This window comes from Candidatus Villigracilis vicinus, assembly GCF_016702885.1.
GTDB classification, from domain to species: Bacteria; Chloroflexota; Anaerolineae; order Anaerolineales; family Villigracilaceae; genus Villigracilis; species Villigracilis vicinus.
Window position 1 is genome coordinate 153,646 of sequence record NZ_JADJDD010000030.1, and the last position, 13,940, is coordinate 167,585.

Consider the following 13,940-nt stretch of genomic DNA (forward strand, 5'->3'; position numbering starts at 1 on the left):
AAGACAATATCGTCACCACCAAGCATTCGGTGAAGATCGGCGGCAAGACGCTCAAATACACCGTGACGACCGGAACGATGGTTTTGAAAGAAGAGGTGACTGAAAAGGAGAATGAGGTCGAAAAGCCGCGCGCGCAGATCTTCTTCACTGCGTATACCCTCGACGGTGTGCGCGATAAAGCCAAACGCCCGATCACCTTCTCATTCAACGGCGGACCCGGTTCTTCATCCGTGTGGCTGCATCTCGGTGTGCTCGGTCCGCGCCGTGTGGTGATGACCGATGACGGCGAAATGCCCAAGCCGCCTTTCAAGCTGACCGACAACGAATACTCCATCCTAGACGATTCCGACCTCGTCTTCATCGACCCGATGAGCACCGGCTTCAGCCGCCCGGTGGAAGGCGAGAAGTCGAAAGATTTTCACACTTTTCATAAAGACATTGCCTCGGTCGGCGATTTCATCCGCCTGTACACCACGCGCTACAACCGCTGGCTCTCGCCGAAATTCCTCGCGGGCGAATCTTATGGCACTACCCGCGCGGCAGGACTCTCGGGCTATTTAGGCATTTCTGTTGAGTTTATTGAACGCGGCAACTTGCGCATTCATACCTTCCACTTCTTCAAGGAACTCCTGCGCGATCAAGGCAAGACCGTTGGTCGGCTCGACAGCCGCTACACCGGCATCGACCGCCTCGGCGTAACCGAGACCTTTGAGTATGACCCGCTCTTTGCGCAGGTCAACGGACCTTACACCGCGGCATTCAACGACTACATCCGCACCGAACTCAAATTCGAAACCGATACCACGTACGAAATTTTGAGCGAGAAGGTCTGGCGGCAATGGTCGTATGGCTACTTTGAGAATCAATATGTCAACGTCGCTGAAACCCTAGCGCCGCAATGACCTTCAATAAATATCTCAAGGTCTTCGTCGCCAACGGTTACTACGATCTCGGTACGCCCTATTTCGCCACCGAATACACCTTCGATCACCTCGCCCTCGACGAGTCCCTGCGCGGCAATATCAGCATGGGCTATTACGAAGCCGGTCACATGATGTACGTCCACATGCCTTCGCTCAAGCAGATGAAAAAAGATCTGAGCAAATTTATCAAGGATGCAAGTTAACGACCATAGCCGATGGACGATAGACCATGGTCTATCGTCCATCGGCTGAGTCAGGTTAAGAACTCTGCTTCAGCCAATTCTTTAGAACTAAAGGAACAGTATGGTACTTGCAGCAAAAATACAGGTTTACGCAACCCCTATCTTATGTTTGATCTGGCTGGCAGGCTTTGTGCTTGCCTTGGTGAAGTTTCGCGTATCGCCCCGTGCATCCGTTCTATTCATCATCGCCTGTTCTTCGCGGCGCTGGTCAGACTCTCGACGTCATCAATTTACCGACGGTTAACAATATGGATCAACTCATATCGTTTTCCAGGGTCGCTTGAACAATTAGAAGTATCCTAAACTACACCCCTAGTATTTTCAGCGTCCTTTCGTGGGGCTGATCTTGTTTGCATTTGTCACAGAATGGGTAAAAAGAAAAATGAATCTTGACGACCTCGACCTCTTCAAACAAATAGATAGACTAAACATGATCGCGCAGATCAACGGTCTGCCCGATCAACTTCAATCCGCATGGGATTTGGCACAGACTTTGCCGCTGCCAACTTTGGATGACATCCACAACATCATCCTCAGTGCGATGGGAGACTCCGGCTCGGCTGCCGAACTGGTAGTTGCTTCTATTTTCTCAAGCCTCTCACTCCCCGTGAGCGTTCATCGCGGCTATGGGCTGCCTGCTTCTGCCACAGATAATACCTTGGTGGTATGTCTCTCGCATTCCGGCAATTCGGAAGAAGTGTTGGATGCATTTGAGTCCGCACTTAAAAATGGATGTAAAGTGATCGTCATCTCCACCGGCGGCGAGCTAACCAAACGAGCCCAAGCCAACAATCTCCCCGTTTGGAACTTCACCTACTCCGGCATGGACACAACCGCCATTGCCTATCCCTACGCGTTGACCCTCGCCCTCTTCGCCCGCCTCGGCTTCATCCCTGACCCATCAAAAGATGTTGCCGAAGCCGTAGCGATGATGAAGCGCTCGCAACAGCACATCGTCCCAGAGATGATCGCGGCGAAGAATCCTGCAAAACGTTATGCCGGTCAATTAGTGGGACGTTGGGTGACCTTCGTTGCGACTGAAAATCTTGCCCCGTGGCATATCGCTGGAAGACTCAGATCAATCAGCTTGCCAAAGCTGGCGCGAACATCGAGATCATCCCCGAAGCGACGCATAACACGCTGATCGCCACCATCAACCCGAATCCGACTCTCAACGCGCACACGATGACGCTTTTCATGCGCGCGCCCAGCGACCATCCGCGCAACAAACTGCGTTCAGACTTGATGCGTCAAGCCTTCATGCTCGAAGCCTTGAACACGGATGTGATCGATGCACGCGGCGAATCGATCATTGCTCATTTGTGGACGTTGATCATTTTTGGCGATTACATGGCGTATTATCTCGCCATGGCGTACGGCGCTGACCCCTCTGAAGAAGATGCGTTTGTGAATTTCAAAAGATCGTTATCCTAATCGTAGGGGCGGATCGCGATCCGCCCCTACAATATCATTACGCAAACTGTTCTAAATTGACCGCCACCAACGGATACGCTTCGTCCACGAATTTTTCGAGGGCGGGGCGTTTTTTCATGTGGCTGTAGTGTGATGCCAAGCCATAGATCGCCCACGTGGCAACGGTAGCGGGCTTGGGTTCGGCAACATTTTCACTCCTTTGTTGCTTAGTCAACAATTGAAAGTCTTTGTTGGTTGACTTTCAAAGTGGGGATTGGTAAATTAGGCAACATCTGTTGTGTAAACAACGGATGTATATTATCAAACAACTCAAGGAGAGTCAAGAATGAACATCGCTTTATGGATCATACAAGTTTTATTGGCGGGCATGTACGGCATGGCAGGTAGTATGAAGACCTTCACACCAGATAAAGTGCGCACAAATCCGCAAATGACCTGGGCACATGGCAAACAGGATGGTTACATCCGCTTTGTTGGGATCTCTGAATTGCTTGGCGCAGTGGGATTGATCATCCCGCCCTCACCGGCATTCTGCCTGGCTCACACCGTTGGCGGCTGTTGGGCTTGCCATTATTCAGGTGCTTGCTATTTTCACCGTACACCTGCCAAAGAAAGAATATCAGGTCATTCCTGTGAACATTGTTCTTTTGGTGCTGGCAATCATTGCAGCATACGGTCGCTTTACATTGTCATAATCAAATTTTCCAGAGAGGGGAAAAAAAGGAGGGGGGGGGGGGGGGGGGGGGGGGGGGACACAAGGTCTTTGGACTTGCCAACCCCGAAACCGCTCAAAAAACCGCCGCAGATTTGAAAGCCGAAGCGCCACCTCGCCCCCCCCTGAGTGGTCGTGCTCGCCGTTTGGTATGGCACCAACATTGAAATTGCCAAGCAGCTTGGCAATAAACTCGCTGGCAAAGTCGTTGTGGATATTGCCAACCCGCTCAACGCTACGTACGATGGTCTCGCCACCGCGCCTGATTCTTCCTCTGCCGAAGATCTCGCCAAGGCTCTCGTGGCTGGTGCGAAGGTTGTGAAAGCCTTCAACACCACCTTTGCTGGCACACTCATTGCCGGTGAGGCAGGCGGACAAAAGCTCGATGTCTTCATCGCGGGTGACGATGCCGATGCAGCCAGGTCGCCAATTGTCACCAGAGCGCGCCGTGGACCGGCTCCGCGCCCGCCAGATCGAGGCGCTCAGTTGCTGCACATCGTGTTGCAGGGATCCTCGGACACCAAGATCGCGTCAGAGTAAACTGATGACGCAACCAAACACGCTCAGTTAGAGGTAAACATGATGACGCAACCAAACACGCTTCAGGAATATTCGGTTCACCCCGCCACCAAAATGGGACACGTCGCCCTGACCGTTGCCAACCTTGAGAATCAGATTCTCTTTTACGAAAAAGCCATGGGCTTCAAAGTCCACTGGCGCGAAGGCAACAAAGCCGGGCTCGGCGCTGGCGGCGCGGATCTTCTTCAATTCACCGAAGAACCGAACCTCAAGCGATATCAACGCACAACCGGTTTGTATCACTTTGCCATCGTCTTCCCGAATCGCCGCGAACTTGCCATTGCCATGGCGCGTTTGTTTGCGTTGAAAGTTCCCAACTCGCCCACCGACCATGTCATGACCAAGACCACGTATCTCAATGACCCCGAAGGCAACGGCATTGAACTGTATTGTGAATCTCCCGAAGATGGTTCATGGACGATCAAAGACGGCAACTACGAAGCCCGCTGGGCAGATGGACGCTGGAGCGATGGACGCGAAGCGCTCGATGTCGATGCGCTTTTCACTCACCTCAAAGAAGATGACCGCCTCGATGTGAACATCCCTGCTGAAACCCGCATGGGGCACGTCCACTTGCATGTGCGCGATATCCCTGAAACGATCGACTTTTATCACGGCGTCCTCGGCTTCGACGTGATGGGCATCTCAAAGGGAATCGGCATGGCATTCGTCTCAGCTGGTGGATATCACCACCACATCGGTCTCAACACCTGGAACGGACGCGGCGCGCCTCCGCCCCCCGCCGATGCCGTAGGTCTGCGCTTCATGACCGTGGATTACCCGAATCCTTCCGTGCTCGCCGAAGTCACCGCCCGCGTGGAAAATGCAGGCATCCCCTACAACAAGACGGATGATGGCATCCTGCCAAGACGGGTGCTATTCATGTAACCCTTCACAAAATGGTGTGGTTACGTTAAGTTGCGCCATCCAATTAAACAAAAATCCTGAAGTAAACCTTCAGGATTTTTTTATTCAACGATGCTACGGTAATAACAACTTTCCCGCACGCATGTCCTTCTCCAAGATATCGAAGGGCTTGTGCAGTTTCGCTTAATGGATAGCGTTTATCGATGACAGGCTTAATCTTACCTGCCTCTGCCAAACCTTTTAGAAAGACCAAGTCTTCTTGTTTAGGCTGCGCCGTTAGTGCACCTAATTTCCTGCCGTCATTTTCAGAAACGAACGAACCACGCAGTACCGCTTCAAAAATTTGCTTCGTTGTACCGCCCGCCATCACATAAATTCCCTTGGGGGTAAGCGCGCGTTTGTAATCGTTGATGGGATGATACCCATTCACAGCAAGGATCAGGTCGTACTGTTTTCCATTCTTGGTGAAATCTTCTTTGGTGTAATCAATGACATGATCCGCGCCCAGCGAACGGACTAATTCTATATTACGGGTACTGCACACAGCAGTGACTTCCGCACCCAACACTTTGGCGATCTGCACCGCAAACGAACCGACTCCACCCGAAGCGCCCTGAATCAAGACCTTGTGCCCCGCTTGAATCTTGCCTGCGTCACGCAAACCTTGCAAGGCTGTCACTGCCGCCATCGGGAAAGCCGCCGCCTCTTCAAAAGTCAGGTTGACCGGTTTCAACGCCAGCGCTTTTCCGGCACCGCCACATATTCTGCGAAACTGCCGCAGCCGCTTGCCGCCAGGTCGCCATAGACTTCATCCCCAACTTTGAACTGAGTCACATTTTTTACCAACGGCTTCGACCCGCCCGGCAACATCTGCACCAGGGATTTTATACTTGGGCTTGAACAACCCGGCATTCAAACGCACAAGGAAAATATCCGCGGTCAATAAATGCCAGTCAAACATGTTTAAGGACGCCGCATGGATTTTTACCAATACTTCGTTATCTTTAGGGGTAGGTTTTGCTGTCTCCTTGAATTCCAGCACATCGGGAGTGCCATATCGCTCTGCAATGATCGCTTTCATGTAAATTCCTATCTGCTCCTTTGAATTTAGAGTACGTTGAGAAGATTTACGCCAGTTTGCAAATTTGGTTGCAAAGGAGCTCAGTTTAATTTCAGTAAAAATATCAAAACTGGGAGCGTCTCTAAACCACGAAAGGGATTTGTATGAGCGAACCCACCCCCAAAATCGTCTTCAACCCCGAAGGCAACAGCACAGGCGATGCCTGCGTTCCCAATATCAGCCCAGCCGAACGAAAAAAGCGCATGGATTTCGGCATCCTCCAGCTTGTGATCACCTTTGGCATCCTTGCCGCCATGCTCTACTTCGGCGCAGACAAGCTCTGGCGGCTGCCGCTTTTCGCCATGTTCTCCTCCGGCGCGGTTTCCATCTTTCAAGCCCTCGACAAAACCTGAGTAGCCCTCGCCGCGCGTAGTGTACGCCGCACCTCAGATAAGTATGAACGGGTCAAAGACTCAGCAGAAGATGCCAAGATCAAGCGTCAGGCGATGAAAGTCATTGCCAAGGAACTTTGGTAGGGTTGGGGATTACCTTGCTTATCATGTTGATACCCTAACCATAGACATAGACCAGGACGATCTTTGTCAGTCCATGGTCAGTGGTCTATCGTACATCATCCCTAAAGCGCTCTGCCCGCAAAGCAGGGCGTTTTTCTTTGCCAACCGCATGGCGTATAATTCAATTACCAATCGCCAATCACCAATTTCAAACAAAATCGGAAAATTAAATCATGCATATCCTAATCACCAACGACGACGGCGTCACCGCCCCCGGACTCCTCGCACTCGCGCAGGAAATGCGCAAACTTGGCAAAGTGACCGTCTTTGCGCCGGACAAGAACTGGTCTGCATCGGGACATGTCAAAACCATGGAACGTCCTTTGCGCGTCAAAGAAGTGACTCTTGCAGATGGTACATCTGCATTCGCATCGGATGGCGCGCCATCGGATTGTGTCGCATTGCCATTGCTCGGACTGATCGAAGACCCAATTGACATCGTCGTTTCCGGGATCAACCCGAATGCCAACCTGGGGCACGATGTGACCTACTCCGGCACCGTCACTGCCGCGATGGAAGCCGTCATTGCGGGCGTGCGCGGCGTAGCCGTTTCATTGGATTCGCCCGAGGGTCACAAAGGTCCACTCGATTACTCAACTGCCGCCGTAGTAGGAAGGCGCGTTGTCGAACAGGTTATTGCCGATGGCTTGCCGGAAGGCGTCGTGGTTAATGTCAATGTTCCGTATCTGAAAGAATCCGAACTCAAGGGTTATATGATCACAAGGCAAGGCTTGCGTGTATATCGCGATGCGCTTGATGTGCGCAGTGACCCGCGCGGCAAGCCCTATTACTGGATCGGCGGCGAAGCCCCCACCGGCGTGGATGAACCCGGCACCGACTTTGGCGCATTGCGTGCGGGCATGGTTTCCATCACGCCGCTGCAATTGGATTTGACTCACCTCAAAGCGATGGATGTGTTGAAGAAGTGGAATTTCAAATGACCTCGATCCAGGAACTCATCCCCGTTTTGCAAACCGCCATCGGACCCGTGATCTTGATTTCGGGGGTTGGCTTGCTTTTGCTCAGCATGACCAACCGCCTCTCGCGCGTCATTGATCGTGCCCGCAATTTATTGGCAATTTCGAGACCCAAGGCGGACCTTCCCGACAGAAAACGCTTGCACAGATAGATATTTTATGGAGTCAGGCAAAGTTGATCCGCCTCTCCATCTTTTTCGCTGCTATCAGTTTATTGTGCGCGGCTTTGCTCATCATTATTTTGTTCATCACCGCTTTGTTCGGCATTGAAGACGCCTGGCTGCTCAGTATCATTTTCATAGCGTGTTTAGGGTCATTGATCGCATCACTGATCGTTTTTATCACCGACATCAACCGCTCACTCTCCGCTTTCAAGGTGGAGTTGTACGGGTATGAAACCAAGGAAGGTTAATCATGGATTTTCTCAAAAAACTTTTTGCTCCCCGCGAACCCTACAAGAAAGAATATTACACCTTTACCGTCAAATGCAAACGCTGCGGCGAGACCATCACCGGACGCATCGACATTGACAACGACCTCAGTGTTGAATACGAAGCAGACGGCGACGTGTTCTATGCCCGCAAAGTGTTGATCGGCGAAAACAAATGCTTCCAACGCATTGAAGCCAATTTCAAATTCAACGCCGACCGAAAAATGATCGAACAGGAAGTCATTGGCGGAGAGTTCGTAGAGTGACACAACCACACATCGAAGCCTACTGGGAAAATTTCCTCGCCGCGAATCCTTCTTATCAGGGCAAACCTTATATTGCCGAACCCTTTGGCGATAACCCCGCCCTTGCCGATGAACTCGGCAACCTCGTCTTAAGCGGACTTAAATCCGCCACCTGCTCTGCCGTATGGAATTACGAAGCCGAAGGCGAACCCATTCCACAAGTCGGCACGCTTTGGCTTGTACTCGACGGACGCAACGAACCGATGTGTGTGGTCGAAACCATCGAAGTGACCTTCCGCAAATACAACGAAGTGGATGCAGACTTTGCCCGTGCCGAAGGCGAAGATGATCTAACGCTTGAAAGTTGGCGTGCAGGGCATAAACGCTTCTTCACCCGCACCCTAGCTCCCATCGGCAAAGAATTTTCAGAAGACATGCCGCTCGTCTGTGAACGCTTTCGCGTCATCTACAAATAAAGTGAGGTTGTCATGAAACGTTTTTTCATCCCACTGCTCGTTCTTATTCTTCCCCTCTCAACCTTTGCTTGCAGCCGCAACATCATCCCGCAGAGTTCCGCCCCAAGCGTGGAGGAGCCCGCTGCACCTATCCCGGTTGAAAAGACTCTTTCTTCATTCACCGCCATCGCTGGCACCGACTATCTCATGGCGGGCATTGTCCCCATCGAAATGGCTCGTGACTCCAGCCTCAATCCCTTCGAGTGGATCAGCAGCAGCGGATATTCAGGCTACTCTTCCTACGTCACCTATAACTACGTTTTTTTCAACACACAGACCGGGGAATATCACCGCCTCCTGCCCACAAATGATCTTGTCATCCAGCAAACTGCCGGGTTCCCTCAATTCGTTTATGATTCCAATGACCCCGAAAAGCCCGCCCCGGTCATCGAGTTTTGGATTTACAACATTGTCAAAGCCGACACGAACGGAGATACCTTCTTCGACTACCGCGACAAACTCACCATTGGCATCTCCGATGTCAGCGGCAGCAACTACACCGAGTTGATCGAAAACGTAGACGCCATCCAATCGCAATATTACAAAGACTCTTCCAACTTCATCATCATTTACAACGTCAACGACAAGAACTTCATTGCCAGGGTCAACCCCATCACGCGTGAAATTCTATCCACCACCGAAATGGACCTTGGAGAAGATGTCAAATAATCTTCAACGCATCACAACCATCGTTTTCGTTTTGCTTGCCGCCTTGCTCCTCACACAGGCGGCATTCTCGCTTCAATGGCCCATCGCCCACGACGAAGCTCCGCTCTTCTACGAAGCCTTCCTTATACAAAACGGGCAGATCCCCTACAAAGACTTCTTCGACTTTCAAATGCCCGGAAGTTTTTTCGCCTACTATTTTCTCGGCATCCTCAGCAACTTCGGTCCGCTTCGCATCCGCATCCTCGACCTCATCATCCTCGCCGCCATCTCAACCATCACCTACTTCGCCATGCGCCGCTTTGGAAAATTCACAGCCCTTGCCGCGCCCATCCTCTTCGCGCTCAAATACTTGCAAGGCGGTCCCAACCTCTCGCTGCAACGCGAATACATCATCCTCATCTTTATTTCTCTTTCGATCTGGATCGGCGTGACCGACTCTCTGACCTTTCGCAAACGCCTCATGCTGGGTCTCCTCTACGGACTCGCCGCCACCCTCAAACCTCACGCCGCGCTCGGACTCCTCCCCTTCCTGCTCTTTGACATTGCAGACCTTAGACAACGCCGTGAACTTTCTCTGTCATCGCTTGCAAAGCAAATCATCCTTCCTGTTGCCATTGGGTTTGCAATTCCCGTTTTACTCGTCATTCTTTATCTAACGTTCACTCAATCTCTCTTCCCTCTCTATCGATATTATCCTCAACTACGTCCCACTCTACACCCAGATCAACGGCGAGATGGCGATCACACCATCAGCGGAAGCATGGCTTACTTGCTAAATCAACTCTGGCGTCTGGGCGGAAGCGGACTCTGGCTCATCCCTGCCGGGATTGGCATCTATCTCCATCGCAACCGCCAAACCTATCTACTCGCCAGCCTTGCAACCATCTATGCCATTTATCCCGCGCTGACAGGGCAGTTCTTTCCCTATCACTACATTCCATTCATCTACACCATCATCCTCGTTGCATCGCTTTCACTATCATCCAATTACCAATTACCAATTACCAATCCACCTTCTTTCATCTTTCCTCTTTCATCCTTCATCCTCCTCGCCACCATCCTCATCACCGTAAAACCTTCCCAAACCTTCCTACGCCAACTCCAAGGCAAAGACATCGCCATCGCCGCAGACCGCGCCGCGCAGATATCAGCCTTTCTCGAAAAAATCTCGAACCCGGAGACAAAGTTCAGCCATTGGATTGGACCGGCGGCACGTTGCTTGCCATGCTCGAAACCCGCGCACCAATTGCCACTTCGTATGTCTTCGATTTTTATTTCTATCATCACATCTCGAATCCCTACATCCAATCCCTGCGCGCAGACTTCATGACCCAACTAAGCGAATCCAAGCCGCGCTTCATCATCGAAGTCACCGCCATCGACAAACCCTGGGTCACCGGCGAAGACACCACTCGCGACTTCCCCGAACTGCGCGCGTTTCTGAATGAGTATTATTCCGTTACAATGGAAAAAGAAGATTACATCATCTACGAACGACGATAGACCATGGCGTTGTCCTGAGCTTGCCAAAGGTCTGCTGTCCGTCATCCGCGGCCTAATTGCTGAAATCAACCCGCCAACTCTCATTTCTCTACCTCACTCTTCCCTTCATCCTCTTCCTCTTCGGCTGGGTCCACCTCACCATCGCTATCCCTCTTGCCATCATCATTCTCTTTACGCTCTACAAATTACTAATCGCCAATTACCAATTACCATCAACGGTCAACCACCAACCATCAACAGCTTACTGGTTACTAATAACTGCTCTTTGGCTCTTCCTCTCCGGCATCGGCGGCTACGCCTTCCAAAACTGGGACCATAACTGGCGCAACGTTGTCCTGCGTGACTTGATGAACTTCGACTGGCCCGTCTACTACGCCCAACCCGAAAGCGGACCGGTCAAGATGCTCGTCTATTACGTCGGCTTTTGGCTGCCTTCGGCTCTCATTGCAAAATTTACCAACTGGCAAGTTGCCAATTTCGCCCTTTTCATCTGGTCACTCCTTGGCGTGTTACTCGTTACTCATCAACTCGGCAATTTCTTCAAGACCTCCAACCTCAAAGCTACTATCCTCTTCCTCTTCTTCAGCGGACTTGATGTTCTTGGCACGCTTTTCTTTGCCAAAGACTATCCCACTCTTCTGCCACCTATCACCCACCTCGAAACCTGGGCGGGAATTTACAATATTCATCTTTCACCACTCAGTTGTTTTGGGTCTTCAATCAAGCCATTCCGGCATGGTTATGCATAACTTAATTGTCATTCTGAGCCGCGAAGCGCTGAAGGTCTCTCAAATGTTGCGCCAGAGACTCTCACCACCCTGCGGCGCATGGGTCGCTCCGCTCAGAGTGACACGCGAAGCGAAATCATTCTCCTCTGGTCGTTTTGCTTCTTCTTCGCCCCCCTCGCCTCGGTGGGGCTTCTCCCCTACATCATCATCGAACTTATCAAACAAACCGACTTCAAATCTCCATTCAAAAACCTCCATTGGGAGAAACTTCTCTCTGCCGTAATCATCTTTCTTCTTTCCTTTTTCTTCTTCACCGCCAACACCGCGGCCCAATCCCGCGGATTCCAATCCCCTGCCCGTGGATAAATTCCTCGCCTTCTTCCTGCTTGAAGGCGGAGTTCTTTGGCTGGTGCTCGCCCCATCCAAATACAAAGACCCACATTGGATCATCACCGGCATTCTCCTAGCCCTCATCCCCTTCATCCAGCTCGGCAGCGACCGCGACTTCGTCATGCGCGCCTCCATTGCGCCACTCTTTTACCTCATGCTGATGACTGGTGAAATGATCTTCGACAAATCCGCTCCACGTCGATTACTAATTCCTGTTTACTGTTTACTGATTTTAGGTTCCCTCACCCCAATCTACGAAATCAACCGCTCCATTTACCGCACTTACGATTACCACTTCCCTGCAAGATTTGCGCCGCCTGTGATTTCTCCTCCAGACCCGATCACCAAACTTGCCCAACCCGGCAAACCGGAAGAAGAACATCCCGGCTCTCACTGCAGATGCCCTGCCAACACTTCAATTCATGACCGATGAACTTTCCCAGAACTTCATCGCCAATATTCGACAGGCATTTTTCTATAAAAATATAACCAAACGTTAATTTCAAGACCATGGACGACAGACCGCAGACCATGGAAAATCCATCGTCCACCGTCAAAAAAGGCCCCCATGCCCGAACTTCCAACTCCCCCAGACCCTCAAGCTTTCTACGCTCAAGTATGGAACATTGTCGCCCGCATCCCACGCGGAAAAGTTACTTCCTATGGGCAGATCGCCAAGATGCTGCCACCGCCCGCCGGTGTGGATGAAGCCACCTTCGCCGAGTTCGGCGCGCTGTGGAGTCAGCAATGCCGTCGCCGCCAGCCCCAACGAAGTTCCGTGGCAGCGGGTGGTCAACTCAAAGGGAGATCACCGAACGGGATGGACTCCAGGCGAAGCGTCAAAACTCATGCTTTATGATGAGGGCGTCCCATTTTAATCCCAGAGGGCGCATCGATATGCGAAAATATGGCTGGGATGGAAAACAAAATAAACTCCAGACCACGGACAATGGAAGATAACATATGGTTCATTATCCATCTTCATATTCCTCATTCTGCATTCAAAATTCTAAAACTTATGTCCTTCTCTTCTCCCCCAACCCGCAAGCCTATTACGAACAAGTCTGGGCGATCGCCCGCCTCATCCCGCGTGGAAAGTCGCCGCCTACGGGCAGATCGCAAAATGATTCCGCCGCCTAATGGGTGGAACTCGAAGCGTATGCTGCATTCGGTCCGCGGTGGGTTGGCGGCGCAATGGCAAACTGCCCTGATGATGTGCCGTGGCAAAGAGTGATCAACTCGCAAGGCAAGATCAGCGAACGACCGGGTGCGGAGAGGCAACGTCCGCTGCTCGAAGCAGAAGGCGTGGTCTTTGATGCCAAAGGCAAAGTAGACTTGAAAAGTTCGGTTGGAGCGGAAAGAACGAAGACGATGTGCCAAAACAGGCAGCCCTGTTCTAAACAGGTAACAGAAACGGGCAGTTGAATGCTTTTGATCAAAATTCCGTATGGAAAAATAACAAGATTTCCGGCATGGAGAGCCACGCTTTTCCCTGCAAGGATGATGCTCTTTTGAAATTTATTTCGATCACTTAAATCGTAGCGCCTTAGCAACTTCGCGAAAAAAATTCGACGCGTCACGCAAAACATGTAAGGTAGCAACTTGAGTTAATTATCTATCGTCTCAAAAAAACTTTATCAAGGAGTATACCCATGCAATCCCCCGAAAAAACAACCAAGCTCGGAACCATATCTTTCATTCTCGCCATCATCGTTGTCGTGCTCTGGTGTATTTACTTCGCCCTCTTCGCCGCCATGACCGAGGGCGGCGCCACCTTCGGCATGGACGGTGAAACCGCAGGATACGCCATTGTCTTCGGCGGCGGCGTGGTGATGGCGGTCTTAACTGTACTGCTCACCCTTGCAGGGATCATCCTTGGCGTGATGGCGCTTCGGAAAGCAGACCCGAAACGCGGTATCGCCATCGCCGGGTTGATAATCAACTTCCTTTGTTTTGCACCCTATTGCCTACTACTCATATTGATCGCCGTTGGCAGCATCTCCGCTGCAGATATGCCCTCGTTTGCGCCCTAGTTCTTTGTCATGAAATTGCATAATTTACCTTCCTCCCTTTCAAGTACATTTGGAGCAA

General features: G+C 51.4%; 24 protein-coding genes and 1 pseudogene. 22 read left to right on the plus strand and 3 right to left on the minus strand.

The window, feature by feature from the left end; translation table 11 throughout:
- Positions 1-29 precede the first annotated feature (29 nt).
- From IPG80_RS21535 to IPG80_RS21555, 5 genes are all read left to right on the plus strand, one after another.
- Entirely contained in the window at positions 30-902 is an 873-nt protein-coding gene (locus tag IPG80_RS21535; protein ID WP_345111723.1) for a hypothetical protein, read from the plus strand.
- The gene (locus IPG80_RS21540; protein WP_345111726.1) at positions 899-1,126 is read left to right on the plus strand and encodes a hypothetical protein; all 228 of its coding nucleotides are present in this window, start codon (positions 899-901) and stop codon (positions 1,124-1,126) included. Before IPG80_RS21535 ends, IPG80_RS21540 begins: the two co-directional genes overlap by 4 nt.
- Before the next feature lie 100 nt (positions 1,127-1,226).
- A complete protein-coding gene (locus IPG80_RS21545; RefSeq protein ID WP_345111729.1) occupies positions 1,227-1,409 on the plus strand; it encodes a hypothetical protein in 183 nt (60 codons plus the stop codon).
- Positions 1,410-1,547: 138 nt separating this feature from the next.
- Positions 1,548-2,309, plus strand: coding sequence for an SIS domain-containing protein (locus IPG80_RS21550; RefSeq protein ID WP_345111732.1), 762 nt, complete (start codon positions 1,548-1,550; stop codon positions 2,307-2,309).
- Positions 2,219-2,599 (plus strand): SIS domain-containing protein, encoded by a 381-nt coding sequence (locus tag IPG80_RS21555; RefSeq protein WP_345111735.1) that lies wholly within the window; start codon positions 2,219-2,221, stop codon positions 2,597-2,599. Before IPG80_RS21550 ends, IPG80_RS21555 begins: the two co-directional genes overlap by 91 nt.
- Before the next feature lie 37 nt (positions 2,600-2,636).
- On the opposite strand, the gene IPG80_RS21560 is transcribed toward IPG80_RS21555, so the two are convergent.
- Positions 2,637-2,813: a hypothetical protein gene (locus IPG80_RS21560; RefSeq protein WP_345111737.1), complete on the minus strand. Its 177-nt coding sequence runs from the start codon at positions 2,811-2,813 to the stop codon at positions 2,637-2,639.
- 633 nt (positions 2,814-3,446) lie between these two features.
- Here IPG80_RS21560 and IPG80_RS21565 point away from each other — a divergent pair.
- Positions 3,447-3,851 (plus strand): hypothetical protein, encoded by a 405-nt coding sequence (locus tag IPG80_RS21565; RefSeq protein ID WP_345111740.1) that lies wholly within the window; start codon positions 3,447-3,449, stop codon positions 3,849-3,851.
- 39 nt (positions 3,852-3,890) lie between these two features.
- Entirely contained in the window at positions 3,891-4,778 is an 888-nt protein-coding gene (locus IPG80_RS21570; RefSeq protein ID WP_345111743.1) for a VOC family protein, read from the plus strand.
- Between the two features lie 43 nt (positions 4,779-4,821).
- Here IPG80_RS21570 and IPG80_RS21575 read toward each other — a convergent pair.
- A pseudogene (locus IPG80_RS21575) lies at positions 4,822-5,838 on the minus strand (NAD(P)-dependent alcohol dehydrogenase).
- A gap of 143 nt (positions 5,839-5,981) precedes the next feature.
- Between IPG80_RS21575 and IPG80_RS21580 the strand changes: the two are divergent.
- The 10 genes from IPG80_RS21580 to IPG80_RS21625 all read left to right on the plus strand — a co-directional run bounded on the left by IPG80_RS21580 (position 5,982) and on the right by IPG80_RS21625 (position 11,480).
- Positions 5,982-6,230, plus strand: a complete 249-nt coding sequence (locus IPG80_RS21580) for a hypothetical protein (RefSeq protein ID WP_345111745.1) — start codon at positions 5,982-5,984, stop codon at positions 6,228-6,230.
- A gap of 335 nt (positions 6,231-6,565) precedes the next feature.
- Entirely contained in the window at positions 6,566-7,333 is a 768-nt protein-coding gene (gene surE, locus IPG80_RS21585) for a 5'/3'-nucleotidase SurE (RefSeq protein ID WP_345111747.1), read from the plus strand.
- Positions 7,330-7,521: a DUF2721 domain-containing protein gene (locus IPG80_RS21590; protein WP_345111750.1), complete on the plus strand. Its 192-nt coding sequence runs from the start codon at positions 7,330-7,332 to the stop codon at positions 7,519-7,521. The genes surE and IPG80_RS21590 overlap by 4 nt, the downstream gene beginning before the upstream one ends.
- 2 nt (positions 7,522-7,523) lie before the next feature.
- A complete protein-coding gene (locus IPG80_RS21595) occupies positions 7,524-7,781 on the plus strand; it encodes a DUF2721 domain-containing protein (RefSeq protein ID WP_345112250.1) in 258 nt (85 codons plus the stop codon).
- Positions 7,782-7,783: 2 nt separating this feature from the next.
- The gene (locus IPG80_RS21600; RefSeq protein WP_345111753.1) at positions 7,784-8,065 is read left to right on the plus strand and encodes a hypothetical protein; all 282 of its coding nucleotides are present in this window, start codon (positions 7,784-7,786) and stop codon (positions 8,063-8,065) included.
- Positions 8,062-8,520: an ASCH domain-containing protein gene (locus tag IPG80_RS21605; RefSeq protein WP_345111756.1), complete on the plus strand. Its 459-nt coding sequence runs from the start codon at positions 8,062-8,064 to the stop codon at positions 8,518-8,520. Before IPG80_RS21600 ends, IPG80_RS21605 begins: the two co-directional genes overlap by 4 nt.
- Before the next feature lie 12 nt (positions 8,521-8,532).
- Positions 8,533-9,228: a hypothetical protein gene (locus IPG80_RS21610; RefSeq protein ID WP_345111759.1), complete on the plus strand. Its 696-nt coding sequence runs from the start codon at positions 8,533-8,535 to the stop codon at positions 9,226-9,228.
- Entirely contained in the window at positions 9,218-10,558 is a 1,341-nt protein-coding gene (locus IPG80_RS21615) for a hypothetical protein (RefSeq protein ID WP_345111762.1), read from the plus strand. Before IPG80_RS21610 ends, IPG80_RS21615 begins: the two co-directional genes overlap by 11 nt.
- The gene (locus IPG80_RS21620; protein WP_345111765.1) at positions 10,555-10,731 is read left to right on the plus strand and encodes a hypothetical protein; all 177 of its coding nucleotides are present in this window, start codon (positions 10,555-10,557) and stop codon (positions 10,729-10,731) included. Before IPG80_RS21615 ends, IPG80_RS21620 begins: the two co-directional genes overlap by 4 nt.
- A 56-nt stretch (positions 10,732-10,787) precedes the next feature.
- On the plus strand, positions 10,788-11,480 hold the full coding sequence (locus IPG80_RS21625) for a hypothetical protein (protein ID WP_345111768.1): 693 nt from the start codon (positions 10,788-10,790) through the stop codon (positions 11,478-11,480).
- Between the two features lie 39 nt (positions 11,481-11,519).
- Here IPG80_RS21625 and IPG80_RS21630 read toward each other — a convergent pair whose 3' ends face one another.
- Complete coding sequence (locus IPG80_RS21630; RefSeq protein WP_345111771.1) at positions 11,520-11,792, minus strand: hypothetical protein; 273 nt, start codon at positions 11,790-11,792, stop codon at positions 11,520-11,522.
- A 25-nt stretch (positions 11,793-11,817) separates the two neighbouring features.
- On the opposite strand from IPG80_RS21630, the gene IPG80_RS21635 reads away from it, so the two are divergent.
- The 5 genes from IPG80_RS21635 (at position 11,818) to IPG80_RS21655 (ending at position 13,882) form a co-directional block, all read left to right on the plus strand.
- Positions 11,818-12,282 carry a hypothetical protein gene (locus IPG80_RS21635; RefSeq protein WP_345111774.1) on the plus strand — a complete coding sequence of 155 codons (465 nt, stop codon included), beginning with the start codon at positions 11,818-11,820 and terminating at the stop codon, positions 12,280-12,282.
- A 135-nt stretch (positions 12,283-12,417) separates the two neighbouring features.
- Positions 12,418-12,708 carry an MGMT family protein gene (locus IPG80_RS21640; RefSeq protein ID WP_345111777.1) on the plus strand — a complete coding sequence of 97 codons (291 nt, stop codon included), beginning with the start codon at positions 12,418-12,420 and terminating at the stop codon, positions 12,706-12,708.
- Between the two features lie 104 nt (positions 12,709-12,812).
- The gene (locus tag IPG80_RS21645) at positions 12,813-12,989 is read left to right on the plus strand and encodes a hypothetical protein (RefSeq protein ID WP_345111780.1); all 177 of its coding nucleotides are present in this window, start codon (positions 12,813-12,815) and stop codon (positions 12,987-12,989) included.
- A 3-nt stretch (positions 12,990-12,992) separates the two neighbouring features.
- Positions 12,993-13,274 carry an MGMT family protein gene (locus IPG80_RS21650; protein WP_345111783.1) on the plus strand — a complete coding sequence of 94 codons (282 nt, stop codon included), beginning with the start codon at positions 12,993-12,995 and terminating at the stop codon, positions 13,272-13,274.
- Positions 13,275-13,501: 227 nt separating this feature from the next.
- Positions 13,502-13,882 carry a hypothetical protein gene (locus IPG80_RS21655; protein WP_345111785.1) on the plus strand — a complete coding sequence of 127 codons (381 nt, stop codon included), beginning with the start codon at positions 13,502-13,504 and terminating at the stop codon, positions 13,880-13,882.
- Positions 13,883-13,940 lie beyond the last annotated feature (58 nt).

Excerpts from the sequence above, each read along its gene's own strand:
- IPG80_RS21540 (WP_345111726.1), top strand. The coding sequence starts at position 899 with ATGACCTTCAATAAATATCTCAAGGTCTTCGTCGCCAACGGTTACTAC.
- IPG80_RS21545 (WP_345111729.1), top strand. The coding sequence starts at position 1,227 with ATGGTACTTGCAGCAAAAATACAGGTTTACGCAACCCCTATCTTATGT.
- IPG80_RS21550 (WP_345111732.1), top strand. The coding sequence starts at position 1,548 with ATGAATCTTGACGACCTCGACCTCTTCAAACAAATAGATAGACTAAAC.
- IPG80_RS21570 (WP_345111743.1), top strand. The coding sequence starts at position 3,891 with ATGATGACGCAACCAAACACGCTTCAGGAATATTCGGTTCACCCCGCC.
- IPG80_RS21580 (WP_345111745.1), top strand. The coding sequence starts at position 5,982 with ATGAGCGAACCCACCCCCAAAATCGTCTTCAACCCCGAAGGCAACAGC.
- surE (WP_345111747.1), top strand. The coding sequence starts at position 6,566 with ATGCATATCCTAATCACCAACGACGACGGCGTCACCGCCCCCGGACTC.
- IPG80_RS21590 (WP_345111750.1), top strand. The coding sequence starts at position 7,330 with ATGACCTCGATCCAGGAACTCATCCCCGTTTTGCAAACCGCCATCGGA.
- IPG80_RS21600 (WP_345111753.1), top strand. The coding sequence starts at position 7,784 with ATGGATTTTCTCAAAAAACTTTTTGCTCCCCGCGAACCCTACAAGAAA.
- IPG80_RS21610 (WP_345111759.1), top strand. The coding sequence starts at position 8,533 with ATGAAACGTTTTTTCATCCCACTGCTCGTTCTTATTCTTCCCCTCTCA.
- IPG80_RS21615 (WP_345111762.1), top strand. The coding sequence starts at position 9,218 with ATGTCAAATAATCTTCAACGCATCACAACCATCGTTTTCGTTTTGCTT.
- IPG80_RS21620 (WP_345111765.1), top strand. The coding sequence starts at position 10,555 with ATGACCCAACTAAGCGAATCCAAGCCGCGCTTCATCATCGAAGTCACC.
- IPG80_RS21640 (WP_345111777.1), top strand. The coding sequence starts at position 12,418 with ATGCCCGAACTTCCAACTCCCCCAGACCCTCAAGCTTTCTACGCTCAA.
- IPG80_RS21645 (WP_345111780.1), top strand. The coding sequence starts at position 12,813 with ATGGTTCATTATCCATCTTCATATTCCTCATTCTGCATTCAAAATTCT.
- IPG80_RS21655 (WP_345111785.1), top strand. The coding sequence starts at position 13,502 with ATGCAATCCCCCGAAAAAACAACCAAGCTCGGAACCATATCTTTCATT.